The following is a 24,202-nucleotide window of genomic DNA, read 5'->3' on the forward strand; positions in this document are numbered from 1 at the left end:
ATCCATGGATACAGTGTTTCATGTAGAGTTCCCCGGCCTGGGGCTGGCGTTCACCCTTGATCGTGTGGCATTTTCCATCGGCGGCTTCAATGTGTACTGGTACGGCGTCCTCATCGCCGCCGGTCTTTTGCTGGCCATGGCGTTTGCCTTCCATTATTCTGCCGACTTCGGCATCAACAGCGACCGTCTGGTGGACGTGGTGTTCATTGGTACGGTCATGGCCATCATCTGTGCCCGGGCCTGCTATGTGGCCATGGCGCCCTTCGAGTACGAATCCATCTGGGAGATGCTGGATATCCGGGAAGGCGGCATTGCCATCTACGGCGGCATCATCGGCGCCTTCATCTTTGGCGGGCTGGCCGCCCGCTGGCGCAAGGTCCCGATCCTGCCCCTCTTTGACGTGGTGGGCATGGGATTCTTCATCGGCCAGGGCATCGGCCGGTGGGGCAACTTCATGAACCAGGAAGCCTTCGGCTGCAACACCACCCTGCCCTGGGGCATGTACAGCGAGGGTACCTACCGCTACCTGACCAGCATGCAGCAGACCCTGGCCGCCCAGGGAGTCACCGTGGACCCCAGCCAGCCGGTGCATCCCACCTTTTTGTATGAAAGCCTGTGGTGCCTGTTCGGTTTCCTGGTGCTGTTTCTGTATATGCGGCACCGCCGCTTCCATGGGCAGCTGTTTCTGATGTACCTGACCTGGTACGGCCTGGGCCGTTACTGGATCGAGGGTCTGCGCACCGACTCGCTGCTCATCGGCAACACCAGCCTGCGCTTCAGCCAGGTGGTAGCGCTGGTCACCGTAGCCGTGGCCATTGTGCTGCAGGTTTACGGTCTGCAGAAATCCCGGGGCCGCACCGCGCCCCTGGTCATCCTGGCCGTGGATGACCTGAAAAAGCAGAAGGCGGCGGGGGACCGATTCACCCCGGATACCCTGCCCGCCAGCGCCGGCCACAAGGAATTTGTGGCTGCCACCGCGGCCATGAACCGGCGGCTGAAGGAGCTGGACCTGAACGCCGCGCCTGAAGAGGAGGCTCCCTCTTCGGAGCGGGAGCCTGCCGCCGAACCGGAACAGCCGGCGGAATCCAAACCCGAATAAATCCGTTCATACCGTCCCCGCACCGCATCTGTCGGCCGGGGACTTTTCAAAACACAAGAGGGGAGTGCTGAACATGAGTGCAGCCATCATCGACGGAAAGAAACTGGCGGCCGCCGTCAAGGCAGAAGCCGCCGCCGAAGTGCAGCAGCTGAAAGAGCAGGGCGTGGTGCCCTGTCTGGCCGTGCTGCTGGTGGGGGAGGACCCGGCCAGTCAGGTGTATGTGCGGGGCAAGGCCAACGACTGCGCCGAGTGCGGCATCGAGAGCCGGGTCATCCGGCTGGACGCCGCCACCACCCAGGAGGAACTGCTGGCCCGCATCGATGCCCTGGCGGCGGATGACGCGGTGCACGGCATTCTGGTGCAGCTGCCTCTGCCCGCCCACATCGACGAGTCGGCGGTGATCGCGGCCATCCCCCCGGAAAAGGACGTGGACGGCTTCACCCCCGTCAATGCGGGCCGCCTGCTCACCGGGGAACCCTGCTTCGCTCCCTGCACCCCGGCGGGCTGCCTGCGGATGATCCAGTCCACCGGCATCGACATCGCCGGCAAGCGCGCTGTGGTGGTGGGCCGGTCCAACATCGTGGGCAAGCCGGCAGCCCTGCTGCTGCTGGCGGCCAACGCCACCGTCACCATCTGCCATTCCCGCACCCGGAACCTGGCCGACATCTGCCGGGAAGCGGACATCCTGGTGGCCGCGGTGGGCCGTCAGGGCTTCATCACCGGGGATATGGTCAAACCCGGCGCGGTGGTCATCGACGTGGGCATCAACCGGGGGGCGGACGGCAAACTGCACGGGGACGTGGACTTTGCCGCCGCCAGCGAGAAGGCCGCTTTCATCACCCCCGTACCCGGCGGGGTGGGGCTCATGACCCGGGCCATGCTCATGAAGAACACCGTGGCCGCCGCACGGGCGGCCCTGGAAAGGCAGCAGTAAAAAATCTGCCTTTGGACGAATAAAACCGCTTGACTTGTCCCACATTCTATGGTAAGCTATATAAGCCGCATGGTATGGGCTCTGCAAGTGCGCCCCGGCGCCGCCCCACATCCAGCGAGACTTATTGAAAGAGGTTACCATCATGTACGCAGTTATCAAAACCGGTGGCAAGCAGTACAGCGTCAAGGTCGGCGATGTTGTTTACGTCGAGAAGCTGAATGCCGAGGCCGATACCGAAGTCACCTTCGACCAGGTTCTGGCCGTGGGCGAGGAAGGTTCCGTCAAGGTTGGCGCTCCCGTCGTGGACGGCGCTTCCGTTGTTGCCAAGGTCGTCAAGAACGGCAAGGGCAAGAAGCTGAACATCCTGACTTATCGTCCCAAGAAGGGCAGCATGGTCCGCAAGGGTCATCGTCAGCCCTACACCAAGGTGGAAATCACCGCGATCAACGGCTAAGGAGGTAAAACACAATGGCACATAAAAAAGGCGTAGGTTCTACCAAGAACGGCCGTGATTCCGAGTCCAAGCGCCTCGGCGTCAAGCGCGGCGACGGTCAGTACGTTCTGGCCGGCAACATCCTGGTCCGTCAGCGCGGCACCCACATCCATCCGGGTGAGGGCGTCGGCATCGGCAGCGACGACACCCTGTTCGCTCTCGTTGACGGCCGCGTCCACTTCGAGCGTATGGGCCGCGACCGCAAGCGTTGCACCGTTAAGCAGTAACCTTTCAAACGGCGGGCCGTACGGCCCGCCGTTTTCCATGTTATAAAGGAGTCAATTCATGCCCAGCAACTTTATCGACACCGCTACCATCTGGCTGCACGCAGGCAAGGGCGGCGACGGCGCGGTGAGCTTCCACCGTGAAAAATTCGTCGCAGCCGGCGGCCCGGACGGCGGCGACGGCGGCCGCGGCGGCGACATCGTCTTTGTGGCCGACGATAACCTTTCCACCCTGATGGATTTCCGCTACAAGCGCAAATACAACGCCGCCGACGGCGAAAACGGCCGCGGTGCCCGCCAGAAAGGCCGGGACGCCGAGGACCTGGTCATCCGGGTCCCCCGGGGCACCGTGCTCAAGGAGGCCGAAAGCGGCCTGGTAGTGGCCGACCTTTCCGGCTCCGAGCCGGTGGTGGTGGCCAAGGGCGGCCGCGGCGGCTGGGGCAATGCCCGGTTTGCCACCCCCACCCGTCAGATTCCCCGCTTCGCCAAACCCGGCCTGCCCGGGGAGGACCTGCACCTGCGCCTGGAGCTCAAGGTCATTGCCGACGTGGGCCTGATCGGCTTCCCCAATGTGGGCAAGTCCACCCTGATCAGCGTCATCAGCGCGGCCAAACCCAAGATCGCCAACTACCATTTCACCACCCTGACCCCGGTGCTGGGTGTGGTGCGGGTGGCCGACGAGCAGAGCTTCGTCTGTGCCGACATCCCCGGCCTCATCGAAGGTGCTGCCGAGGGTGTGGGCCTGGGCCACGACTTCCTGCGCCATGTGGAGCGCTGCCGCCTGCTGCTGCATGTGGTGGACGTGTCCGGCTGCGAGGGCCGGGACCCCAAGGCGGACTTTGAGCAGATCAACCATGAACTGGCCAACTTCAGCGCCGAGCTGGCCCAGCGCCCCCAGATCGTCCTGGGCAACAAGTGCGATGTGGCCACCCCCGAGCAGATCGAGGAGTTCCGCCAGTTCATCGAGGCCAAGGGCCTGACCTTCCTGCCCATCTCCGCCGCCACCCGCCAGGGCATCGACAACCTGCCCAAGCTGGTATATGCCCGCCTGCAGGAACTGCCCCCGGTGAAGGTCTTTGAGCCGGAGTACGTCCGTCCCGACAAGAGCGCCGAGCCCAAGCGGCCCTTCACGGTGGAAAAGACCGGCGAACACGAGTTCACGGTGGATGCCCCCTGGCTGGAGCGCATCCTGGCCGGCACCAACGTGGAGGATTACGAAAGCCTGCAGTATTTCCAGACCCAGCTGGGGGATTCCGGCATTCTGGATGAACTGGTCCGCCAGAACGTGCAGGAGGACGACACCATCAAGATCGGCGAATATGAATTCGACTATGTATTCTGAGGTGTGGTATGCTGCCTGAATCTGTACCGGAAATCGATATCAAGGAAATGTCCCCCCTGGCTCTGGCCTTTGTGGGGGATGCGGTGCTGGAACTGCTGGTCCGCAGCCGCCTGGTGGGCACCACCCGGCTGCAGCCGGGACGCCTGCACAGCGTAGCCACCCAGTATGTGTCCGCCCGGGCCCAGTTCCGGGAACTGGCCGCCCTGGAACCTCTGCTCACCGAGCAGGAAGCCGCTGTGCTGCGCCGGGGCAAGAACGCCAGCAAAGCCACCGTGGCCAAGCATGCCACCGCCCAGGAATACCGGGCCTCCACCGGCCTGGAATGCCTGTTGGGCTGGCTGTACCTGCAGGGGCAGAACGACCGTGTCGCCCAGCTGTTTGAGGTGCTGTGGCAGGCGGGCGGCCCCGAAACATCGTCTCAGCAGGGGTAACCGCAAAACGCAGCGCTGCGAGCCATTCCAAATCAAAAAGAGCTGCCCCGGCAGCTCTCTTATGTAACCGGGCGGGGCCTGCCCCCGCCCTCGGAACGCGCCGCCGGAACTTACTTCTTGTTCTGGCTGCCGGTCTTGTTCTGACCGTTGGTGGTCTTCTGCATGCCGGTCATCTTCTGGGTGCTCTTCTTGTTGGTGGTGTTCTGGGTATTCTGGGTGGTCTGGTTGGTGCAGTCTTTCATGTTGCGTGCCATAGTGGTTTGCTCCTTTCGTTTTTGACGGGGGCCGCGTTCCGGTCCCTTGCCATAAGTCTGCCCTGCTGCATGCCGTTTATGCAGCCGGGCCTTTCCTTTTTCAGGAGGTGAAACACGGTTGTTTTCTTTTCCCGCCGCCTTTGAGGCCCGCGAACGGGCGCTGCTGGGCAGCCGGTTTACGGAACTGCTGACCTATGCGACCCCCACCCCGGCCCGGGGCATCACGGTCAATGGACTGCGGTGTGCTCCCGATGTGGTGGCGGCCGGCGCCGGACTGCCCCTGGCGCCCTCCGCTTTCTGCACGGCGGCCTTTACCCTGACCGACCCTGACCTGCGCCCCGGCCGCCATCCCTGGCACCATGCGGGGGTCTTGTATGTGCAGGAACCCAGCGCCGCCGCTCCGGCCGCCCTGCTGGAAGTGCACCCCGGCCATAAGGTACTGGATATGTGTGCCGCCCCGGGCGGCAAAAGCAGCCAGCTGGCCGCCGCCCTGCAGGGCCAGGGGCTGCTGGTGGCCAACGAGTACGATTCCGCCCGGGCGGAGATTCTGCGCCAGAATCTGGAGCGGATGGGGGTGTCCAACGCGGTGGTCCTCAACGAGGATACCTCCCGTCTGGCCGCCGCCTTTCCGGCCTTCTTCGACCGGGTTCTGGTGGATGCGCCCTGTTCCGGAGAAGGCATGTTCCGCAAGGAAGCCGCTGCAGCCGGACAGAACAGTCAGGCCCTCATCGAGCACTGCGCCGCCCTGGGCGGGGAGATCCTGGACAACGCGGCCGCCCTGCTGGCGCCGGGAGGAATTCTGGTGTTCTCCACCTGCACCTTTGCCCCGGAGGAGGACGAAGGCCAGGTGGCCCACTTCCTGCAGCGCCACCCTGAATTTACCCTGTGTGATCTCAGCGGCTGCGGTTTCGGCCGCCCCGGGGAACCCAACCGGGCGGGGTACGATTTCGGCGCCGAAAAGTGCCGCCGGATCTGGCCAGCCGACGGGGGCGAAGGGCACTTCATGGCCAAGCTGCAGAAGTCGGCGGATGCCGAACAGGCCCCGTCCACAGAACCTGCCTGCAAAAAGGGCAGGGGAGACCGCAGGTGCGGTCCCGCCAAAGTTCCGGCGGAGTGGGCTGACTTTGCCCGTGCCCTTTTCCCGGAACTGGCCGATCGGCCGGTGCAGACGGTGGGGGACTGGCTTGTTCTCCCGCCGGGAACATCCCTGCCGCCCCACAAACTGCGCACCCTGCGCGCGGGGGTCCCGGCCGGCAAGGTGCTGAAAAAGCGGTTTGAGCCCTCCCACGCCCTGTTCATGGCCTGGGGAACATCCTGCCGCAACCGGGAAGAGCTGACCCTGGACGACCCGCGCACCGCCGCATGGCTGCGGGGAGAGGAGATCGAGGCCCGGACCGCTGCCAACGGCTGGTGTGCCGTGCTGGTGGACGGCTTCCCCCTGGGCGGGGGCAAGGTCAGCGGCGGCCGCATCAAGAATCACTACCCCAAAGGGCTGCGAAACCTGGGCTGAACAGCCGGAACTTGAAAAATTCGCCAAAACGTGGTATAATTTACTGTCCATGTACAACAGGCCCTGCGCCGGTTTAACCGCCGCCGCCCGGCCCACACTATATATTAGGGGGATCATCCATGTCCGGACATAGCAAATGGAACAACATCAAACGCAAGAAGGAAAAGACCGACGGCGCCCGCGCCAAGGTGTTCACCAAGATCGGCCGCGAAATCAGCGTTGCCGTTAAGGAAGGCGGCGCCGATCCGGCTTCCAACGGCAAGCTGGCCGCCCTGATCTCCAAGGCCAAGGCCAACAACGTGCCCAACGACAACATCCAGCGCATCATCAAGCGCGCCGAGGGCGGCGACAAGACCGAGTATGAAGCCATGACCTATGAGGGCTACGGCCCCGGCGGCATCGCCGTTATGGTGGATACCCTCACCGACAACCGCAACCGCACCGCGGCCAACATGCGCCATTACTTCGACAAGTTCGGCGGCAACCTGGGCCAGATGGGCTGTGTGGGCTTCCTGTTCAGCCAGAAGGGCGTCATCGTCGTGGACCTGGAAGACAAAGACCCCGACACCCTGATGATGGATGCTCTGGACGCCGGTGCCGATGACTTCGATGCCGGCGAAGATGCCGCCGAAGTCACCACCACCCCCGAAGCCTTCACCGCCGTCTGCGACGCTCTGAAAGCCAAGGGTTACGAATTCATCTCCGCCGATGTGGCGCAGGTGCCTTCCACCTCCACCGCTCTGTCCGATGCCGACCAGCTGACCAACATGGGCAAGCTGCTGGACGCTCTGGAAGAGGACGACGACGTGCAGAACGTCTGGCACAACCTGGAGAACGAGGACGACCTGCCCTGACCTTGCAAGGGGGACGTTATGACCAAGATTCTTTGCCCTTTCTGCCTGGAACCGCTGGAAGACGGATTTCACGGGGACTGTCCCCACTGCGGGCGCAGCCTGGAAAACCATAATCCGGAAGGTGCGCTGCCTCTGGGCACGCAGCTGGGCGAACGGTACACGGTAGGGGAGTACCTCAGCGCCGATGGCGACGGTCTGGCCTACCGCGGTGTGGAAAATGAGACCCGCCGTTTTGTGCTGATCAAAGAATACTTTCCCGTCACCCTCTGCAACGGGCGCAGCCCGGAAGGGGCCCTGATGCCCAAGGAAGGGCGCGAGGTCCTGTTCAAGACCAGCCGGATGGATTTTCAGGATCTGTATGTGGACCTGAAAAACCTGACCCCGGCCACCGGCCTGTCCCAGATCCTGGACGTGCTGGAAGAAAACAACACCGTTTACGCGGTGGAAGAAAATGAGAAAGGGATGACCCTGACCCATTATCTTTCCCTGCGCTCCCGGAACCTGACTCCCTCCGAGGCCCGCACCCTTCTGCAGCCGGTGATGGAAGGGGTCATCCAGCTGCACAAGGCGGGGCTCATCCATCGGGGCATCTGCCCGGACAACATCCTGCTGCCCATTGACGGTTCCGCCCGCCTCACCGGCTACGGCACCCTGGCCCTGCGCACCGGCGGCAGTGAGCTGAAAAGTCAGCTTTACGCCGGGTATGCAGCGCCGGAGCAGTACAGCGCGGCGGAGTTTTCCGGCCGCTACACCGATGTGTATGCCCTGGCGGCGGTGACCTACCGCCTGGTCACGGGGCAGACGCCGGTGGCGGCCCCCCAGCGCAAGGTGCGGGACAGCCTGGAAAGCGCCCACAGCCTGGAAAACGGGGTGCCCACCTACTTTGCCCAGGTGCTGGCCTGTGCCATGCGCCTGGATCCCGCCAAGCGGATGCAGACGGTGCCCGAACTCATGAGTGCCCTCACCGACCCCAGCGTGGCCAATGCCATGTTTGAGCGGGGAGACAACCAGATCTCCACCAAGAAGATTCTGGGTGCCTCCATGGTGGTCATCTTTGTGCTGGCGGGGCTGCTTTTGTGGAGCCTGCTGGCCCCCAGGGGCTCGGAGGAGCAGACAGCCAAACCCACCCCCACACCGGCCTCTGCCGCAGGAGCGGGGGAGGCAAGCAGCAGTGACAGCAGCGACAACAGTGATCTGCTGATCGTGCCCGACCTGGTGGGCAAGAACTATGCCACCGAGATCAAGAACAGTGATCTGTATCAGAAATACCGCGTTGTGATGACGGAGGACTACTCCTCCGAGGTGGAGGAAGGCTGTGTCATCAGCCAGGATCCTCTGGCCGGAACCCTGCAGACCGAGGAAACACCCATCATCCAGATCGTGGTCAGCAAGGGCCCCAACCTGGTGGAGATGCCCAACATTGTGGGCTTCACCCAGGACAACGCCATCAAACTGCTGGACGCCAAGGGAATCCAGTACCGCATGGAGATCATGGCCAATGACGGCCAGTACGCCGCCGGCTGTGTGGCCAAATGTGAGCTGGACGGCCAGAACCTGGAGCCGGGACGCAAGCTGGATACCGGAAACGTCATCGTCACGGTGTATATCGCCGGGGAACGGGATGACAGTCCCACCGTGTCGGTGCAGCCGGCAGGGGACCCGGATGCGGCTTCCGCCGCACCGTCGCCCACACCCGCTGCCTGACAGACCATCGGATATAACAAAAACCCGCCGCGAAGCAGCTGCTTCGCGGCGGGTTTTTCACTTGATTGTGCGCTTCGGTGGAAAACCGGAGCAACCGTTGTCAATTAGTCGCTGACGTAGGGCATCAGAGCCATATGACGGGCGCGCTTGATAGCAACGGTCAGTTCGCGCTGATGGAAAGCGCAGGTGCCGGTGACACGGCGGGGAATGATCTTGGCGCGCTCAGTGACGTACTTGCGCAGGCGCGGCAGATCCTTGTAATCGATGTGATCGATGCGATCGACGCAGAAGCTGCACACCTTGCGGCGGCCGCGATGCATCGGGCGGGAAGAACGATCCATAGCCATGGTCTTAACCTCCTTATAGAATGATACGATTCAATGATCAGAAGGGCAGGTCTCCCTCATCCTCGATCAGCGAAAAATCATCGTTGCTGCCGGCCGAATAGGCAGGTGCAGCGGGCTGAGCGGCGGGACGGGAATACTCTGCCGGGGCGGGCGCGGACATTGCAGGCGCGCCCATGCCGGGGCCGGGGTTCTGGGATTTCGGGCCAGTGAAATTCACATTGTTGGCCACGATCTCAACAGCCTGCCGGTTGTTGCCGTTCTTGTCCTGATAGCTGCGGGTCTGCAGACGGCCGTCCACGGCGATCAGGGAACCCTTCTGGAAGTAACGGCAGACAAATTCCGCCGTACGGTCCCAGGCGACCACATCCAGGAAATCCGCCTGGCTCTGGCCATTGGGGTCACGACGACCGCGGTCACAGGCAATGCGGAACGAGGCCACATTCTTGCCGGTGGTCGTCTGGCGCAGCTGCGGGTCAGCCACAAGGCGGCCCATGATTGCAACAACATTCAGCATGGTGTTAACTCCTTAAAACCTCTCAGGCTTCCTCCGCAATGATGATGGTGCGGAGCACGCCTTCCGTGATCTTGTAGACACGGTCCAGCTCGGCGGGGAAGGACGGGTCGCTGGTGAACTTGATCACCGTGTACACGCCTTCGGTCTCGTCTTCGATGGGATACGCCAGACGGCGCTTGCCCCATTCGTCGACAGAATCGATCGTACCATTCGCCTCGATCAGGGACTTGAACTTGCCCACCAGGGCAGCGCTCGCTTCCTCATCCAGGTTGGAACTGGTAACCAGCATGGTTTCGTACTTAGCCATTATTCTGTACACCTCCTTTTGGACATAGGGCCCCTGCCTTGCGCAGGGGCAAGGATATGTGCCTCTCGGCACAGCAATTTATTTTACCAAATCCGTGCCGAAAAGTCAAGAGGATTTTCACCGTTTATTCGACGGTTTTGAACCCCACGCTCTTCACAAAGCGCAGGAAAGCGGCCTTGCCTTCCTCATCCTGTTTGAACACACCGGCATTTTCCAGCACATGGCTGAACACCACGCCGATCTCGTTGCGCACAGCGGTGTTGGCGGCCACCGGGGTCATGCTGGTGCCATACTTGGCAATCAGGCTGTCGATCCAGTCGGCATGCACGGCCAGGGGGCTGCCTTCTTCCCGGCTGGTGTTGGGGGCGGCCCCGCACAGGATATCGGCAATCATGGTGCTCTGGTCCTTCAGGCGGGCCGGCAGGATGGCCAGACCCATGACCTCGATCAGGCCGATATTTTCCTTTTTGATGTTGTGATATTCCTTGTGGGGATGGAAGATGCCGTCGGGATACTCCTCGGTAGTACGGTTGTTGCGCAGGGCCAGATCCAGGATGTAGCCGTCCTGGTCGTCATAGTGCAGGATGGGGGTGACGGTGTTGTGGGGGGTATCGCCGCTGTGGGACAGGATATCCACGCTGGCATCGCTGTATTCCCTCCAGGCGGTCAGGATGTTGTTGGCAGCGGTCTGCACTTCCTGGGAGCTGCGGCCGATGAGGCGGACGGTGGAAACCGGCCAGTTCAGGATGCCGGCGCGCACGCCGGGATAGCGGGGATCCTGCAGCGGGGTGGCGATGCCGGCCTTCTGCATGGGGAAGACATACCGTCCGCCCTGGAAGTGGGAGTGGCTCAGGATGCTGCCGCCCACGATGGGAAGGTCGGCGTTGGAGCCGCAGGTGTAGTGGGGAAACTGGCTCACAAAGTCAAAGATCTGGGCCAGGGTACGGCGGTCCATTTCCATGGGCTTGTGCTCATCATGCAGGATGATGCAGTGCTCGTGGAAGTAAGCGTAGGGGCTGTACTGCAGGTAGAATTCCTCTCCGGCCAGATGCACCGGCACGATGCGGTGGGTCTGCCGTGCGGGGAAGTTGATGCGGCCGGCATAGCCGATGTTCTCCTTGCACAGCATGCACTTGGGGTAGCTGGCAGCGGGCTGCAGCCGCTCCATGGCAATGACCTTGGGGTCTTTTTCCGGCTTGGTCAGGTTGATGGTGATCTCCAGCTCGCCATACGGCGTCTTGGTGTTCCACTGGATGTTCTTGGCAATCTGGGCGGTGCGGATGTAGTTGGACACCACACACAGATCATAGAACCAATCGGTGGCGGCTTCGGGGCCCCGCTTGGCATACAGCTTGCGGAACTTGCGCAGGATCTCGCTTTCCCGGGGCATCATGGCGCCCATCAGGCGGGTCTCGAAGTTGATGCGGTATTGGGGCACGTCGTTGTCAAACAGCTGTTTGGCGGCGGCCAGGTCCAGCATATGCTCCAGGATCTCGGTGGGCGTGTCGAAGTTCTCCTTCGGGGGCTTTTCCTCGCAGGGCGCACTCAGCCCCAGCAGGTCCAGCAGGGTGTTGCGGGCCACCAGCATGTCCAGGTCCTTGATCATCTTGTGCTTGCGCCCGAAACGCAGCAGGCGCTCCACATCCAGGGCCAGGGCGGAATCCAGCTCGGCGGCAGTCATTTCGGAAACGGGCTTTTCGGCGATGATGGGTTCATTGTTCGGATTGCTCATACAGACATCCCTCCTGTTTTTACGATACCGCATTTTGCCCTCTCTTTCCATGCCCAGTAATGTCATTGTTTTGTGATTTTCGTTCCTGCGTACCAAAATGCCCCGGCGCAGAAAAAGGCCGGGGCAAAAACAGATGATTTTATTTGTGCAGGTCGCTGAACAGGTCCTTGCGGTAGACACCGGCCTCGATCAGTTTGGCAAAGGACTCCACCACCACGGGCTTGTCCTCCTGATAGGTCACGCCGAACCAACGGTCCTGCGTGGGCAGCACCTTGACGCTGACCTTGCCCTGCTTGAGCAGGCTGTCAATAAAGATGGGCAGCAGGTACTCGGCCTTCATCTCGTTGCCGGCAATGCCGCCGAAGAACTCAACAAACCCCTGGTCCAGCATGGTGACGAACTCGGGGGTCAGGCCCCACATGTTCATGGACACTAGACTGTCCGCATCCACGGCCTTGCCGCCGGCCTGTGCGCCGTCAGCGGTCTTTTCAATGCCGGAAGTCTCATCCACGCCGGTCAGGTAGCCTTCGGCGTTCATGCGGCAGATGCCCCGGGTCACGGCGCCGTTGTCGCTCAGGGTGTTCTTCAGCACAAAACCGGCCATGCACAGGTCACCGGGCTTTTCGGGAGTGTAATTTTCCAGGAAGTCGTGCAGCAGCACAAAAGCCTGCTTGCCGTAGTAGTCATCCGCATTGATGACCGCAAAGGGACCATCCAGCTGGTCTTTGCAGGCCAGCACCGCCTGACCGGTGCCCCAGGGCTTGGTGCGTCCTTCCGGCAGGGTTACCCCTTCGGGCAGGGCGTCCAGTTCCTGGAAGGCATACCCCAGCTCCACGCCCAGACCGGCGCAGATGCCCTGGATGCGGTCGCCGATGGCTTCCCGGAAGGCTTCCTCGATGTCGCGGCGGATGATGAAGATGATCTTGTCAAAACCGGCTTCGATGGCATCATGAATGGAATAATCCATGATGATCTCGCCGTTGGGACCCACGGCCGCCAGCTGCTTGATGCCGCCGCCGTAACGGGAGCCGATGCCGGCCGCCATAATGACCAGGGTGGTTTTCATAACAAATTCCTCCATTGTATTTCGGTGCCGCAGCCCGGTACAGGGCCGGCGGCTGTATTACATGCTGAACATGGACATGACCGCGGTGGGGGTGACACCCAGGAACACCAGCAGCCAGGTCAGCGCCAGACACACGATCAGGTACAGGGCCATGGCGGGAATGCTCACGCCGCCGCGCAGCGCCAGCATATCCTGGCGGTCCTGCCCTTCGGGCACACGCTCATAGATGCTGTGGATGCGCTGCATGCAGGTCTTCTTGTACCAGTATCCGGCCCAGGCCCCCCGCACGATCATGACGATCCAGCTCAGGACGGCACATACATTCATAGCGGGGATGATCCAGTCGGAACTCATGCCGCTGACGATGGGGGCATCCGAGATGACCAGCAACGCCATATAGCTGGGAATGGTCACGGCGATGTCCAGCAGGGCGAACAGCACGCCTTCCTTCCACATCTTGCGGTAGAAGAAATAGATGGGACCCAGGAAAAAGGCCGCAAAGGAGAGGCCGAACTTGTGACCGCTCTGTTCCTGGCGGGCAAACTGGATCAGATAATACAGACTGGACGGCCCCACAAAGGTGGCCCAATCCCGGGCCTTGATGCCCTCGACGGGATCATCGGGACCGATCTCCCGCCGGTAAATGCCTTCCGGCCCGGTGGAGTAGGTGTTGATGTGGGGCGGCGCCCCGGCTCCGGAGGAGGGGGCCTCATAGTTGGGATCGTCGTAGATGGGCCGATGGGGTTCCTGACCGGAATTCCCGGCGCTGCGGGGATTTTCCGCACTCTGGGGATGGTCCGGCAGAGGAACGCCGCAATGGCTGCAGAAATGGGTGCCGGCGGGATTGCGGGCACCGCAGTTGGGGCAGGCGGGCTGGCTGTCATCGCCGCCGCCGTCCGGCGCCCATTCAAAACCGGTGCCGTGGCGGGCTGCATTCACGCACACGCCGTCCGCCGGCCAGCAGGCGCGGTGGTAGGGCGTACCGCAGTCCGGACAGACGACAACGTCATCCGTAGGCGCAAAAGGTTTATGGCACACAGGACATGTGCTGCCTGTATAATTGCTCATGGTAGCCTCCGTGATTCATAGGCCGCCTCTGGCGGCTGTTAACAGAAATCATTATACACCATGCCGGTGGGGAAAGCAAAGAATTTTCCGTGAACAATGCGCAAAGGCCGGCCCTTTACAAGGCCGGTTTTTTCGTTTATACTTATCCTGTATAACTATCATAAACTTAGGGGTATTGATATATGATCACCATTGACGAACTGAAATCCAAACTGGGCAGTTTCCAGACCGCCGTGAACGACCTGCGGGATGCCCTGTCCATTGAAGCCAGTGAAAAGCGTCTGGCCGAGCTGGAACACCAGATGACCATGCCCGGTTTCTTTGACGATCAGGCCCGCAGCCAGAAGGTCTATTCCGAGATGGGCGAGCTGAAGAACAAGCTGGAACGCTTCCGCAAACTGTCCACCCAGTATGAGGAGGCGGGCACCCTGCTGGAAATGATCGAGGAGGAGAACGATCCTTCCCTCATTGCGGAAGGGGAGGAAGCCGTCAACGGGGTGGAAAAGGCCATCGATGAGCTGCAGCTCATGACCATGCTCAACGGCGAATACGACCACAACAACGCCATTCTCACCTTCCATGCCGGCACCGGCGGTACCGAAGCCCAGGACTGGGCGGAGATGCTCTACCGCATGTATACCCGCTGGGCCGAAGCCCACGGGTACTCGGTGGAGGTACTGGACGTGCTGGACGGGGACGAAGCCGGCATCAAGAGTGCTTCCATGATGGTCAAGGGCGCCAACGCCTACGGCATGCTCAAGAGCGAGAACGGCGTCCATCGTCTGGTGCGCATCAGCCCCTTTGACGCCAACGCCCGCCGGCAGACCAGCTTTGCCAGCCTGGAAGTCATGCCCGAACTGGACGAAAAGATCCAGATCGAGATCAACCCCAACGATATCGAGATGCAGGTGTTCCGTTCCTCCGGCGCCGGCGGCCAGCACATCAACAAGACCTCTTCCGCCGTCCGTCTGATCCACAAGCCCACCGGCATCGTCACCTCCTGCCAGACCCAGCGCAGCCAGCTGCAGAACCGTGAGTACGCCATGGAGATGATGAAGGCCAAGCTGTATCAGATCGCCCTGCAGCAGCACAAGGACAAGATCGACGACATCAAGGGTGTGCAGAACGAGATCGCCTGGGGTCACCAGATCCGCAGCTATGTCTTCATGCCCTACACCCTGGTCAAGGACCACCGCACCAACTACGAAAGCGGCAACGTGCAGGCCGTCATGGACGGCGACCTGGACGGCTTCATCTATGCCTACCTGAAGGCGGCTTCCCGCGGCGAACTGGAAGAAGTCTGAATCTGAACCACCATGCTCCCGTATGAACGGGAGCATTTTTTGTTTTTGCCGCGTCTTAACCGTCCGGACTTTATTTGTTCACAAAGGCGGTCGTATACTACTGAACACACTTTTTGTATTCCGGTAAAGGAGGTCGTTTCCCTTGGCCAGCTGTCACCCGTCACCCTCTCCGCGCCGTCCGGCAGGGGAGAAGCCCGGACCGGCCCCGGCGGGCCTTTCCCCCAAACCGGACAGAGGCCTGACCGCATCGCAGGCGGCCGAGCGTGCCGCTGCGGGGCTGACCAATCAGGCGCCCCGGAGCAACAGCAAAACCGAAGGGCAGATCCTGCGGGAAAACATCTTTACCTTTTTCAATCTGGTGTTTGTGGTGCTGGCGGTCTGCCTGTTTTCGGTGGGGTCCTACCTGAACGCAGGGTTCCTCGGGGTGGTGGTCTGCAATGCGGTCATCGGCATTGTGCAGCAGCTGCGGGCCAAGCGCACCATTGACCGGCTCACCCTTCTTTCTGCCCACAAGGTCCGCTGCGTGCGGGATGGAGAGATATGTCTGCTGCCCTCGGAGCAACTGGTGCGGGATGACATCGTGGAGTTCGTGGCCGGGGAACAGATCTGTGCCGACGCCGTGGTGCGCACCGGTACCGCCCAGGCCAACGAAGCTCTCATCACCGGGGAGGCGGATGCAGTGGACAAGGGCCCCGGGGATGTGCTGCGGTCGGGGTCCTTTCTGCTTTCGGGCCGGTGTCGGGCCCAGCTCACCCATGTGGGGCCGGATAGTTATGCCAACCGTCTGGCAGCGGAAGCCCGTCGGGATCACGCGGTGCCCAAGGGGGAGATGATGCGCTCCCTGGACAAGCTCATCCGGTTCATCGGCATTGCCCTGGTGCCGCTGGGCATCCTGATGTTCCTCAACCAGTTTGCGGCGCTGGACATGACCCTGCGGGATGCGGTGGAGGGGACGGTTGCCTCTTTGGTGGGCATGATCCCCGAAGGACTGTATCTGCTGACCAGTGTGGCCCTGGCGGTGAGCATGATCCGGCTGGCCCGACGCCAGGTGCTGGCGCAGGACATGAATTGTATCGAGACCCTGGCCCGGGTGGATGTGCTCTGCGTGGACAAGACCGGGACCATCACCGAGACGGAGATGGAAGCCGGGGAACCCCAGCTTCTGGAAGAAAGCTGGACCCTGGACCGGGTGGAGACGGTGCTGCGCAGCCTGTATGCCGACACCGAACCGGACAACGACACCGCCCGGGCCCTCAGCCGCCGGTTTGCCGGGGGCGGGGGAGAACGCTGGCCCCGCACCGCCGCGGTGCCTTTCAGCTCGGCTTGGAAATGGAGTGCCGCTGTTTTCCGGGACCACGGAGCCTTTGTGGTGGGGGCGCCTGAGGTGGTGGCCGGCGCCCGGGCCGCAGAATTGCGGCAGGAGATCCTGCCTTATCTGGAACGGGGCAGCCGGGTCCTGCTGCTGGCCGCTTATGATGGCCGCCCCGACCCAAAGACCGGCCTGGACCCGAAAAAACTGCAGTTTCTGGCTCTGCTGCCGGTGTCCAACCGGGTACGGGCGGAAGCGCCCCGGACCTTCCGCTATTTTGCGGAGCAGGGGGTGGCCGTCAAGGTCATCTCGGGGGACAACCCTCTCACGGTCAGCCGGGTGGCCCGACAGGCGGGCATTGCCGGGGCCGATAACTTTGTGGACGCCACCACCCTGCACACCCCGGCGGAACTGGCGGAAGCCGCCGAGCGCTGTACCGTCTTCGGCCGGGTGACCCCTGACCAGAAACGGCAGCTGGTACGGGCCCTGCAGGCGGCAGGACACACCGTGGCCATGACCGGTGACGGCGTCAATGATGTGCTGGCTCTGAAGGATGCGGACTGCGGCATTGCCATGGCCTCCGGCGCCCAGGCAGCCAGCCAGGTGGCGCAGCTGGTGCTGCTGGAATCGGATTTTTCCGGCCTGCCCGCCGTGGTGGCGGAAGGCCGTCGTGTGATCAACAATATCCAGCGCTCCGCGGCGCTGTATCTGGTCAAGAATCTGTTTTCCTTCACTTTTACCCTGGCGGCGCTATGTATCACCCTGCCTTATCCCCTGCAGCCGGTCCAGCTGACCCTCATCGCGGCGGTGACCATCGGCATCCCGTCTTTCGTGCTGGCGCTGGAGCCCAACCATGAACTGGTGCAAGGGCGGTTCCTGCCCAATGTGCTGCGGGCGGCGCTGCCGGGGGGGCTCACGGATCTGATCCTGATTCTGGCATTGGAGGCGGTGGCGGCAGCGGTGGATATGCCTTATGCCATGCTTTCCACCCTGACCACCCTGGTCATGCTGGGCGTGGGATTGGGGGTCCTGTGGCGGGTCTGCCGCCCCTTCACGCCCACCCACGCTGCCCTGTGGGCCGGCATGCTGCTGCTGGCCGCTGCCGGGGTGGCGGTGTTCGGGCCGGCCCTGGAACTGGTCCTGCCCGGTCGGCAGGAGTGGCTGCTCCTGCTCCTCTTCTGGGCGGTCACGCCTTACCTGCTGCGGCTGCTGACCCGGGCGGTCACCGGTACGTATACCTGGTGGCAGAAACACCGCAGCTGAATCTGGTGCAAAAAATCCCCCACCGTCCGGAAAGGTCGGCAGGGGATTTTTGCATGTGTTGATTTATTTGGTTCGGTTCAGCCGCTGGTCCACGCCGAAGAACTTGAACATCCGGCAGTTGCCCAGCATCCGGCTGGATACCTTCTCGGTGTAGCGGGCTTCAAAGATGCCCTGGTCGGTAATGTTGGTGGTGTACACGGTGGGACGGTGACAGAGCATCCGGGTGTTGACCAGCTCGTACAGCACGCTGATGGTCAGGGCGGTGATGTGCTCGGTGCCCAGATCGTCCAGAATCAGCAGGTCAGCCTCCTTGCAGGCTTCCAGCCAGCTGTCCTCGCTGTCCCGGTCAAAGTGTTCCCGGCTCAGCTGAGCCGCCAGGGCGGCGCTGCTGGTGTACAGGACATCGAATCCCCGCTCCAGAACGGCATCGGCCACGGCCAATGCCAGATGGGTCTTGCCCAGTCCGGCTCCGCCCATGAACAGCAGATTCTGGCTGTGCGGTCCGAAATTCTCCGCCCAGCGGCGGCAGTATTGCAGGACCTTGGCCATGTATTCCCGGGGCGGGCCGCCCAGTTCCGGTTCCACCTCCGCCGGATAGCGGTTTACATCAAAAGTATCAAAGTCACACAGGGCCAGGGGACTGGCGGCGTTGATCTCCTCCCGGCGCAGGGTGCGGGCCACCTGGGCCACGCACCGGCAGGGAGCTCCTTTATACAGGCCGGTGTCATGACACAGCGGGCAGGAAAATTGGGGCTCCAGGTCGGCGGAGGTCCGCCCCGACTTGCGCAGGACGTTCTCCAGTGCCTGTCCCGCGTCCGCCAGCTTTTTGGCGGCGGATGCGGTATCGGCGCCCCGGGCAGCGGCCATGGCCAGGGCCAGTCCCGCCTGGACACGGGCCTCCTCGGCGGCGGCCAGTTCGGGGCTGGCGGCAAAAGCCGCGCTCCGCATACGTTCGGCGCGGGTCACGGCCTGCTGGCGCCGTCCGGCAATGTGGCGCTGTGCTTCTCGAAACAGTTCGTCCTTGGTGCGCATGGCTTAGTCCTCCGTTTCATCCTCAAACACGGCATTCCAGTTGGCATGGAACAAATCCTTTTTGCCCGGGGCGGGGGCAGCGGGCTTCTGGGTGGTGGCCAGAATGTTGGCACCGGAAAGCTGTCCCTTGCCCCGCACCGCCTGCAGGGTGGTCAGTCCCTGGGACCGCCAGGACCGCAGGATGCCGTCCACATACCGCACGGTCCGGTGTGCCTCGGCGTGCAGGATGGCCTCGGCGATCATCTCTGTGCCAAAGCCCCATTCCTCATACCAGCGGATGATGGCGGTGCGCTCCCAGCGGGTCAGGCGGGAGGCTTCGGTGCCGAACTGCAGGGCAACTTCGCTCCAGCGGGCGGCGCGTACCGCCTCCTGCTTCAGGAACCGTTCGGCGTCGGCGCCGGTCTCTACCCCCGCCTCCCGCCAGCGGGCCAGTTCCCGGCTCACCGCGGCCACGGTGCACCGGCCCTGCCGTGCCACTTCGGCACAGCAGGTCAGGATCACGTCGGGCAGCCAGCCGTCCTGCAGGTACAGTCCCACCAGACGCTGCATTTCGCTGCGGCTCAGTGCCCGTCCCAGAGCAGCCTGGGCTTCCTGACACAGCACCGCCACATAAGGGTCGTTCAGGGTGGTCAGATCAATGTGGGGCGGTTTGGGGGCTTCCGGCTGGGGCAGGGCGCTGCGGTCACTTTCCAGCAGGCCGGCACCGGCCCAGTACTGCAGGGCCCGTTTGGCGGATTCAATGCTTTTCAGGCCCAGGTCGTGGGCGATGGTGCGCGGGTCCGGTGCGCCGCCGCCGACGAGGTACAGGGCCACCCGCACCGCATCACCGTCTGCCCGGGGCAGATGCTGCCACACCAGGCGAGGCACGGCCACCGTGTCCCCGTTATGTGCCGCCAGCCGATATCCCATGCTTTTTTCCTCCGTCCTTGTTTTTTGCATCTTACCATTATAGCATCACCCCTGCAGGGTGTAAAGCAAGGCCGGAGGGGACTTGGCAAAACCGACAAAAACAAATGTGAAATCTTGGCGGGTATTTCCGGCGCCCGCCGCTTGCGCATGCAGCCAAAAGAATCTACAATAAAAGTAATAACTCCCGCGCGTTGCGGCACATGAGCGCATACCAAAAAGTGGAAAAAGGAGTGATTCCCATGGCCATCAGTCTGGTCAAGCTGCCCACCAAAAAGAAGGACCTTCTGCTGCGCGTGGCAAAGGGCCATTTTGCCACCAGCCACAGCCACATCAACTATTATATCGACGTCACCATGCAGAAGACCCGTCTGTCTGAGGCCCGTGCGGTGGCCCAGGAACTGGTGCGCCATTACACCGCCACCACCATCGTGGACACGGTACTGTGTCTGGACGGTACCGAGGTCATCGGCGCCTGTCTGGCATCCGAACTGACCCGGGGCGGCTATGTGAACATGAATGCCCACCAGACCATCTATGTGGTCAGCCCCGAACATACCAGCGGCAGCCAGCTGCTTTTCCGGGAAAACACTTCCCCCATGATCACCGGCAAACATGTGCTGATCCTGGCGGCTTCGGTCACCACCGGTTACACCGCCCAGGCAGCTGTGGAAGCGGTGGATTATTACGGCGGCATGGTGGCAGGCATCACCTCCATCTTCGCCACGGTCACCGAGTGCTCCGGGTATCCCGTCACCAGCATTTTCGATCCTTCCACCCTGGGTGATTACGAGAGCTACGACTCCCGCAACTGCCCCTGGTGCAAGCAGGGCATCAAGATCGACGCCCTGGTCAACAGCTACGGCTATTCCAGCCTGTAAAAAGCCCATGAGCGGGGCATTTTTGCCCTGATGTCCTTTTCTCTTTTCGCAAAACCCCTGCCGTTGCACCGGCAGGGGTTTTGTGGTATGCTAAGGACAGTGTGCCCGCCTGTTCCGGCAATGGATACGGCGGGCCGGCAAACAGCTGGTTCCGGCCGGACCGGAACAGAAAAGGAGGGCTGCCTGATGCCGGAACAACAGTTCCCGACCTGTGAAATCATGGGGGTGCGGGTGGCTGTCACCGATATGGACGCCACCCTGCGCCTGCTGCGGGACAATCTGGAACGCTGGCGCGGGGAGTACATCTGCGTGGCCAATGTCCACACAACCGTCACCGCCCACCGGGATGAGGAATACCGCAGGGTGCAGAACGGTTCTGCCATGGTATTGCCGGACGGTGGACCTTTGTCCAAGTACAGCCGGACGCACGGGTACCCGCAGGCAAAGCGGGTCACCGGCCCCGATCTGATGCGCCGGGTTCTGGCCGAAAGCGCCGAACACGGCTGGACCCATTACTTCTACGGTTCTACCCCGGAAACGCTGGAAAAACTCGGGGAAGTGCTGGCACAGCGCTATCCCGGCGCCAAAGTGGCGGGCATGTACAGCCCGCCCTTCCGTGCCCTGACCCCCGAAGAAGATGAGGCGGATGTGGCCCGCATCAATGCGGCTGCTCCGGATTTTGTCTGGGTGGGTCTTGGTGCGCCCAAGCAGGAGCGCTGGATGGCAGCCCACCACGGTCGGGTTCATGCCTTGATGCTGGGGGTGGGAGCTGCCTTTGATTATGAGGCAGGCAACATCCAAAGGGCTCCCGGCTGGATGCAGCGGCACAATCTGGAATGGTTCTACCGGCTTATGCAGGACCCCCGGCGGCTGTTCGGGCGGTATTTTTCCACCAACCTGCGCTTTCTGGCCTGGGCTGCGCGGCAGAAAAAATCATGACGACCAGGGGGAACTCCTGTGGCGAAAAAGGATAAAATTCAATATGTGCTGAACCTGCTGGCCGATGCTGTCAGCCTGCTGGTCAGTGTGGTGGCGGCCTGGCTGATCACTGACAGGGGGCTGCATGTACTTCTGGACTATACCCGTCAGGACTGGGGACAGTTCATTCTGATCCTGATTCTGGCATTTCTGGTGGTGTATGCGGGATTCAACGGTGCGGCGGGCCTTACCCGCCGTGGCTGGAAATCGGAACTGCTGCATTGCCTGCGCAATACGGTGGTAATGGGAGCGGTGCTGGCGGTCTGCCTGTTGCTGACAAAGGCGACCCTTCTGGAATCCCGGTATCTGTATGTGGGGATCCTGTCCGCCAACGCGGTCTGCCTGTATTTCTTTCACACGGCGCTGAAAACCTACCTGAACAAGTATTTTTACAAAGGCTCCCTGGCCACCCTGGTGGGCATCATCACCACCACCGACCGTGCACCCCTGCTGATTCATGACCTCAAACATGACTGGGCCAAAAAACTGCAGGGGGTGGTCCTGCTGGATGCGGAGGAGCCGACAGGCCGTGTGGACGGTGTGCCGGTGGCTGCCGTATATGAAGGCGCCCTGGAATGGATCCGCCATGAACCGTTGGATGAGGTGTACGTCAACGTCCCTTACCAGAGCGGTGACTCGCTGCGTCCGCTTCTCAACGAGATGGAAAGCATGGGCCTGTGCGTGCACCTGAACGTGACGGTGCTGGAACCGTATACCGCTGCGGCCCGCCAGGAAAGCGGATGGCTTCCCAAGCTGCAGACTACGGTGGAAACGGCGGGCGGAGTGCCTTTCGTCACCATTACAGCGGCGGAACACGATTTTGGCGCCATGATCCTCAAACGGGTCATGGACATTGCCGGAGCGCTGGTGGGTCTGGTCATTTCGGTTCCCATCATTGCGGTCACGGCCATTCCCCTCAAGCTGGAAAGTCCCGGCCCTCTCTTTTTCCGCCAAAAGCGGGTCGGCCTCAACGGACGGGTATTTTATATCTATAAACTGCGCAGCATGTACGCAGATGCGGAAAAACGCAAGCAGGAACTGATGAAGCAGAACAAGATGCAGGGCCTGATGTTCAAGATGGATGACGACCCCCGCATCACCAGGGTGGGCAAATTCATCCGCCGCACCTCCATTGATGAGCTGCCCCAGTTCTGGAATATCCTGAAAGGGGATATGAGCCTGGTGGGGACCCGTCCGCCCACGCTGGATGAATATGAGCAGTACGACTCCCATCACAAGCGCCGCCTTTCCATGAAACCGGGCCTGACAGGGCTCTGGCAGGTCAGCGGCCGCAGTGATATCCACAACTTTGAAGAGGTGGTCAAACTGGATGTGACCTATATCGATAACTGGTCTCTGGGTCTGGATATGCGTATCCTGGTCAAGACCATCGGTGTGGTGATCAAGCGCACCGGCGCGGAATAAGAACAAGGCCCTTCGCTCACGGCGGAGGGCTTTTTTTCATCTTGTGTGCCGCGCGGCGGTCCGATATAATAAAACCAGGTGACAGAAAGGGGGGCAATCCTGTGATTCGCGTTGCAATTGTGGAGGACGACAAGGCGGTGCAGACCCAACTGGCGGATTATATCCGCCGGTATGAGCGGCAATTCGGCCGCATGTTCGAACTCAGCCTCTTTGATGACGGGGATGAGATCGTATCCGATTACCGTGCGGTGTACGATATCATCCTGCTGGATGTGCAGATGCGCCGCATGGACGGCATGGCCGCTGCTGAGCGCATCCGTCAGATGGACAAGGACGTTCTGCTGATCTTTATTACCAATATGGCACAGTTTGCCATCCGGGGATATGCGGTGGATGCGCTGGATTATGTGCTCAAACCGGTGCCGTATTTCGCCTTTTCCCAACAGCTGCAGAAAGCGGTGGCCCGTCTGCAGGCACGGCAGAAGACGTTTCTCACCGTACCGGTGGAGGGCGGCCTGCGCCGTGTGGATGTGGCCACCCTCTATTACCTGGAAAGCGACGGGCATAAAGTCCGGCTGTACGCAGAGGCCGGGGAGCTGACCGCCCCGGGCACCCTGAAAAGTTTTGAGGAAAAGCTGGCGGGCAAACCCTTTGCCCGGTGCAACAGCGGATACCTGGTCAATCTGGCCCAGGTCATGGGTGTGCAGCAGAACCTGGTGCAGGTGGGGCCCTATGAGCTGCAGATCAGCCGTCCCAAGAAGAAGGCGTTCATGGAAGCTCTGACCGACTATATCGGGGGAGGTGTCCGATGATGACATTGCCGGATATCCCCCGGCTGTACACGGCTCTGGCCGAATGGCTGGCCTGTATGGTGTATGTGCTGGCCCTGCGCCCGCGTTTCGGGCGGGGGGCCACCATCCTCATTGGTGCGGGATGGCTGCTGGGAATGGGCGTGTTTCTGCAGCTGACCGGTCATGTTCCCATCGTGTGGTGGATTCCCTGTATGACTGCAGCTGTGGCGGCCATGTATCTTCTTCTGCTTCTGGCCTGTGAGATCCCGGCTCTGGATGCAGGTTATTGCTGTGCCCGGGCCTTTATTCTGGCGGAGTTTGCCGCCAGTCTGGAATGGCAGATCCTCAATCGCCTGTTGGAACACAGGAATTTTCCCAAGCTGATAGATTTGATACGGATTTATTTTCAGGACACGGCGGCAAAGGGCATAACA

At 61.8% G+C, this 24,202-nt stretch carries 24 protein-coding genes and 1 pseudogene; 16 read left to right on the forward strand and 9 right to left on the reverse strand.

Translation table 11 applies throughout. The annotated features are described in order from the left end of the window. The first annotated feature begins 4 nt into the window (after nt 1-4). The 6 genes from lgt (at nt 5) to Q0K17_RS02110 (ending at nt 4,523) form a co-directional block, all read left to right on the forward strand. The gene (gene lgt, locus Q0K17_RS02085; RefSeq protein WP_294539364.1) at nt 5-1,099 is read left to right on the forward strand and encodes a prolipoprotein diacylglyceryl transferase; all 1,095 of its coding nucleotides are present in this window, start codon (nt 5-7) and stop codon (nt 1,097-1,099) included. Between the two features lie 73 nt (nt 1,100-1,172). Beyond that, on the forward strand, nt 1,173-2,033 hold the full coding sequence (gene folD, locus Q0K17_RS02090) for a bifunctional methylenetetrahydrofolate dehydrogenase/methenyltetrahydrofolate cyclohydrolase FolD (protein ID WP_294539366.1): 861 nt from the start codon (nt 1,173-1,175) through the stop codon (nt 2,031-2,033). A 142-nt stretch (nt 2,034-2,175) separates the two neighbouring features. Continuing rightward, complete coding sequence (gene rplU, locus Q0K17_RS02095; RefSeq protein ID WP_204646141.1) at nt 2,176-2,487, forward strand: 50S ribosomal protein L21; 312 nt, start codon at nt 2,176-2,178, stop codon at nt 2,485-2,487. Between the two features lie 14 nt (nt 2,488-2,501). Continuing rightward, nucleotides 2,502-2,753: a 50S ribosomal protein L27 gene (gene rpmA / locus Q0K17_RS02100; RefSeq protein ID WP_204646139.1), complete on the forward strand. Its 252-nt coding sequence runs from the start codon at nt 2,502-2,504 to the stop codon at nt 2,751-2,753. Nucleotides 2,754-2,811: 58 nt separating this feature from the next. Beyond that, a complete protein-coding gene (gene obgE, locus Q0K17_RS02105; protein ID WP_294539370.1) occupies nt 2,812-4,092 on the forward strand; it encodes a GTPase ObgE in 1,281 nt (426 codons plus the stop codon). Nucleotides 4,093-4,100: 8 nt separating this feature from the next. Further along, the gene (locus Q0K17_RS02110; RefSeq protein ID WP_294539373.1) at nt 4,101-4,523 is read left to right on the forward strand and encodes a ribonuclease III domain-containing protein; all 423 of its coding nucleotides are present in this window, start codon (nt 4,101-4,103) and stop codon (nt 4,521-4,523) included. Between the two features lie 110 nt (nt 4,524-4,633). On the opposite strand, the gene Q0K17_RS02115 is transcribed toward Q0K17_RS02110, so the two are convergent. Next, a complete protein-coding gene (locus tag Q0K17_RS02115; RefSeq protein WP_294539375.1) occupies nt 4,634-4,777 on the reverse strand; it encodes a hypothetical protein in 144 nt (47 codons plus the stop codon). A gap of 118 nt (nt 4,778-4,895) precedes the next feature. On the opposite strand from Q0K17_RS02115, the gene Q0K17_RS02120 reads away from it, so the two are divergent. The 3 genes from Q0K17_RS02120 (at nt 4,896) to Q0K17_RS02130 (ending at nt 8,845) form a co-directional block, all read left to right on the forward strand. Continuing rightward, entirely contained in the window at nt 4,896-6,287 is a 1,392-nt protein-coding gene (locus Q0K17_RS02120) for an RsmB/NOP family class I SAM-dependent RNA methyltransferase (protein ID WP_294539376.1), read from the forward strand. Between the two features lie 119 nt (nt 6,288-6,406). Further along, the gene (locus Q0K17_RS02125) at nt 6,407-7,141 is read left to right on the forward strand and encodes a YebC/PmpR family DNA-binding transcriptional regulator (protein WP_294539378.1); all 735 of its coding nucleotides are present in this window, start codon (nt 6,407-6,409) and stop codon (nt 7,139-7,141) included. An 18-nt stretch (nt 7,142-7,159) separates the two neighbouring features. Further along, nucleotides 7,160-8,845 carry a protein kinase gene (locus tag Q0K17_RS02130; RefSeq protein ID WP_294539380.1) on the forward strand — a complete coding sequence of 562 codons (1,686 nt, stop codon included), beginning with the start codon at nt 7,160-7,162 and terminating at the stop codon, nt 8,843-8,845. Between the two features lie 104 nt (nt 8,846-8,949). On the opposite strand, the gene rpsR is transcribed toward Q0K17_RS02130, so the two are convergent. The 6 genes from rpsR to Q0K17_RS02160 all read right to left on the reverse strand — a co-directional run bounded on the left by rpsR (nt 8,950) and on the right by Q0K17_RS02160 (nt 13,879). After that, nucleotides 8,950-9,192, reverse strand: coding sequence for a 30S ribosomal protein S18 (gene rpsR, locus Q0K17_RS02135; protein WP_204646103.1), 243 nt, complete (start codon nt 9,190-9,192; stop codon nt 8,950-8,952). A 37-nt stretch (nt 9,193-9,229) separates the two neighbouring features. Then, complete coding sequence (locus Q0K17_RS02140; RefSeq protein ID WP_294539383.1) at nt 9,230-9,706, reverse strand: single-stranded DNA-binding protein; 477 nt, start codon at nt 9,704-9,706, stop codon at nt 9,230-9,232. Between the two features lie 22 nt (nt 9,707-9,728). Then, nucleotides 9,729-10,013 (reverse strand): 30S ribosomal protein S6, encoded by a 285-nt coding sequence (gene rpsF, locus Q0K17_RS02145; protein WP_204646101.1) that lies wholly within the window; start codon nt 10,011-10,013, stop codon nt 9,729-9,731. A gap of 124 nt (nt 10,014-10,137) precedes the next feature. Next, nucleotides 10,138-11,745: a UDP-glucose--hexose-1-phosphate uridylyltransferase gene (locus Q0K17_RS02150; protein WP_366776634.1), complete on the reverse strand. Its 1,608-nt coding sequence runs from the start codon at nt 11,743-11,745 to the stop codon at nt 10,138-10,140. A gap of 139 nt (nt 11,746-11,884) precedes the next feature. Continuing rightward, entirely contained in the window at nt 11,885-12,811 is a 927-nt protein-coding gene (locus Q0K17_RS02155; protein WP_294539386.1) for a nucleotidyltransferase, read from the reverse strand. Nucleotides 12,812-12,868: 57 nt separating this feature from the next. Then, nucleotides 12,869-13,879 carry an RING finger protein gene (locus Q0K17_RS02160; protein WP_294539388.1) on the reverse strand — a complete coding sequence of 337 codons (1,011 nt, stop codon included), beginning with the start codon at nt 13,877-13,879 and terminating at the stop codon, nt 12,869-12,871. A gap of 182 nt (nt 13,880-14,061) precedes the next feature. Between Q0K17_RS02160 and prfB the strand changes: the two genes are divergently transcribed. Further along, complete coding sequence (prfB, locus tag Q0K17_RS02165; protein WP_294539390.1) at nt 14,062-15,183, forward strand: peptide chain release factor 2; 1,122 nt, start codon at nt 14,062-14,064, stop codon at nt 15,181-15,183. Between the two features lie 142 nt (nt 15,184-15,325). Continuing rightward, a complete protein-coding gene (locus tag Q0K17_RS02170; protein WP_294539392.1) occupies nt 15,326-17,755 on the forward strand; it encodes an HAD-IC family P-type ATPase in 2,430 nt (809 codons plus the stop codon). A gap of 63 nt (nt 17,756-17,818) precedes the next feature. Here Q0K17_RS02170 and Q0K17_RS02175 read toward each other — a convergent pair whose 3' ends face one another. Together Q0K17_RS02175 and Q0K17_RS02180 are read right to left on the reverse strand one after the other, a co-directional pair. Beyond that, entirely contained in the window at nt 17,819-18,787 is a 969-nt protein-coding gene (locus tag Q0K17_RS02175) for an ATP-binding protein (RefSeq protein ID WP_294539394.1), read from the reverse strand. Between the two features lie 3 nt (nt 18,788-18,790). Next, nucleotides 18,791-19,696 (reverse strand): DnaD domain protein, encoded by a 906-nt coding sequence (locus tag Q0K17_RS02180; RefSeq protein ID WP_294539395.1) that lies wholly within the window; start codon nt 19,694-19,696, stop codon nt 18,791-18,793. A gap of 200 nt (nt 19,697-19,896) precedes the next feature. Here Q0K17_RS02180 and Q0K17_RS02185 point away from each other — a divergent pair, with 200 nt between their 5' ends. The 5 genes and pseudogenes from Q0K17_RS02185 to Q0K17_RS02205 all read left to right on the forward strand — a co-directional run. Continuing rightward, entirely contained in the window at nt 19,897-20,574 is a 678-nt protein-coding gene (locus Q0K17_RS02185) for an orotate phosphoribosyltransferase (RefSeq protein ID WP_366776636.1), read from the forward strand. A 186-nt stretch (nt 20,575-20,760) separates the two neighbouring features. Continuing rightward, the gene (locus Q0K17_RS02190) at nt 20,761-21,513 is read left to right on the forward strand and encodes a WecB/TagA/CpsF family glycosyltransferase (protein WP_294539396.1); all 753 of its coding nucleotides are present in this window, start codon (nt 20,761-20,763) and stop codon (nt 21,511-21,513) included. 18 nt (nt 21,514-21,531) lie between these two features. Beyond that, nucleotides 21,532-22,977: a sugar transferase gene (locus tag Q0K17_RS02195; protein ID WP_294539398.1), complete on the forward strand. Its 1,446-nt coding sequence runs from the start codon at nt 21,532-21,534 to the stop codon at nt 22,975-22,977. Between the two features lie 101 nt (nt 22,978-23,078). Continuing rightward, entirely contained in the window at nt 23,079-23,789 is a 711-nt protein-coding gene (locus tag Q0K17_RS02200) for a LytTR family DNA-binding domain-containing protein (protein ID WP_294539400.1), read from the forward strand. Then, a pseudogene (locus tag Q0K17_RS02205) lies at nt 23,786-24,202 on the forward strand (GHKL domain-containing protein); the annotation flags it as partial. The gene Q0K17_RS02200 and the pseudogene Q0K17_RS02205, both read left to right, overlap by 4 nt.

The sequence above is a fragment of the uncultured Gemmiger sp. genome (assembly GCA_944388105.1).
Lineage (GTDB): Bacteria > Bacillota > Clostridia > Oscillospirales > Ruminococcaceae > Gemmiger.

Coding starts and splice junctions, on each gene's coding strand:
- lgt (WP_294539364.1), top strand. CDS start 5: ATGGATACAGTGTTTCATGTAGAGTTCCCCGGCCTGGGGCTGGCGTTC.
- folD (WP_294539366.1), top strand. CDS start 1,173: ATGAGTGCAGCCATCATCGACGGAAAGAAACTGGCGGCCGCCGTCAAG.
- rplU (WP_204646141.1), top strand. CDS start 2,176: ATGTACGCAGTTATCAAAACCGGTGGCAAGCAGTACAGCGTCAAGGTC.
- rpmA (WP_204646139.1), top strand. CDS start 2,502: ATGGCACATAAAAAAGGCGTAGGTTCTACCAAGAACGGCCGTGATTCC.
- obgE (WP_294539370.1), top strand. CDS start 2,812: ATGCCCAGCAACTTTATCGACACCGCTACCATCTGGCTGCACGCAGGC.
- Q0K17_RS02110 (WP_294539373.1), top strand. CDS start 4,101: ATGCTGCCTGAATCTGTACCGGAAATCGATATCAAGGAAATGTCCCCC.
- Q0K17_RS02115 (WP_294539375.1), bottom strand. CDS start 4,777: ATGGCACGCAACATGAAAGACTGCACCAACCAGACCACCCAGAATACC.
- Q0K17_RS02125 (WP_294539378.1), top strand. CDS start 6,407: ATGTCCGGACATAGCAAATGGAACAACATCAAACGCAAGAAGGAAAAG.
- Q0K17_RS02130 (WP_294539380.1), top strand. CDS start 7,160: ATGACCAAGATTCTTTGCCCTTTCTGCCTGGAACCGCTGGAAGACGGA.
- rpsR (WP_204646103.1), bottom strand. CDS start 9,192: ATGGCTATGGATCGTTCTTCCCGCCCGATGCATCGCGGCCGCCGCAAG.
- Q0K17_RS02140 (WP_294539383.1), bottom strand. CDS start 9,706: ATGCTGAATGTTGTTGCAATCATGGGCCGCCTTGTGGCTGACCCGCAG.
- rpsF (WP_204646101.1), bottom strand. CDS start 10,013: ATGGCTAAGTACGAAACCATGCTGGTTACCAGTTCCAACCTGGATGAG.
- Q0K17_RS02150 (WP_366776634.1), bottom strand. CDS start 11,745: ATGAGCAATCCGAACAATGAACCCATCATCGCCGAAAAGCCCGTTTCC.
- Q0K17_RS02155 (WP_294539386.1), bottom strand. CDS start 12,811: ATGAAAACCACCCTGGTCATTATGGCGGCCGGCATCGGCTCCCGTTAC.
- Q0K17_RS02160 (WP_294539388.1), bottom strand. CDS start 13,879: ATGAGCAATTATACAGGCAGCACATGTCCTGTGTGCCATAAACCTTTT.
- prfB (WP_294539390.1), top strand. CDS start 14,062: ATGATCACCATTGACGAACTGAAATCCAAACTGGGCAGTTTCCAGACC.
- Q0K17_RS02175 (WP_294539394.1), bottom strand. CDS start 18,787: ATGCGCACCAAGGACGAACTGTTTCGAGAAGCACAGCGCCACATTGCC.
- Q0K17_RS02180 (WP_294539395.1), bottom strand. CDS start 19,696: ATGGGATATCGGCTGGCGGCACATAACGGGGACACGGTGGCCGTGCCT.
- Q0K17_RS02185 (WP_366776636.1), top strand. CDS start 19,897: ATGAGCGCATACCAAAAAGTGGAAAAAGGAGTGATTCCCATGGCCATC.
- Q0K17_RS02190 (WP_294539396.1), top strand. CDS start 20,761: ATGCCGGAACAACAGTTCCCGACCTGTGAAATCATGGGGGTGCGGGTG.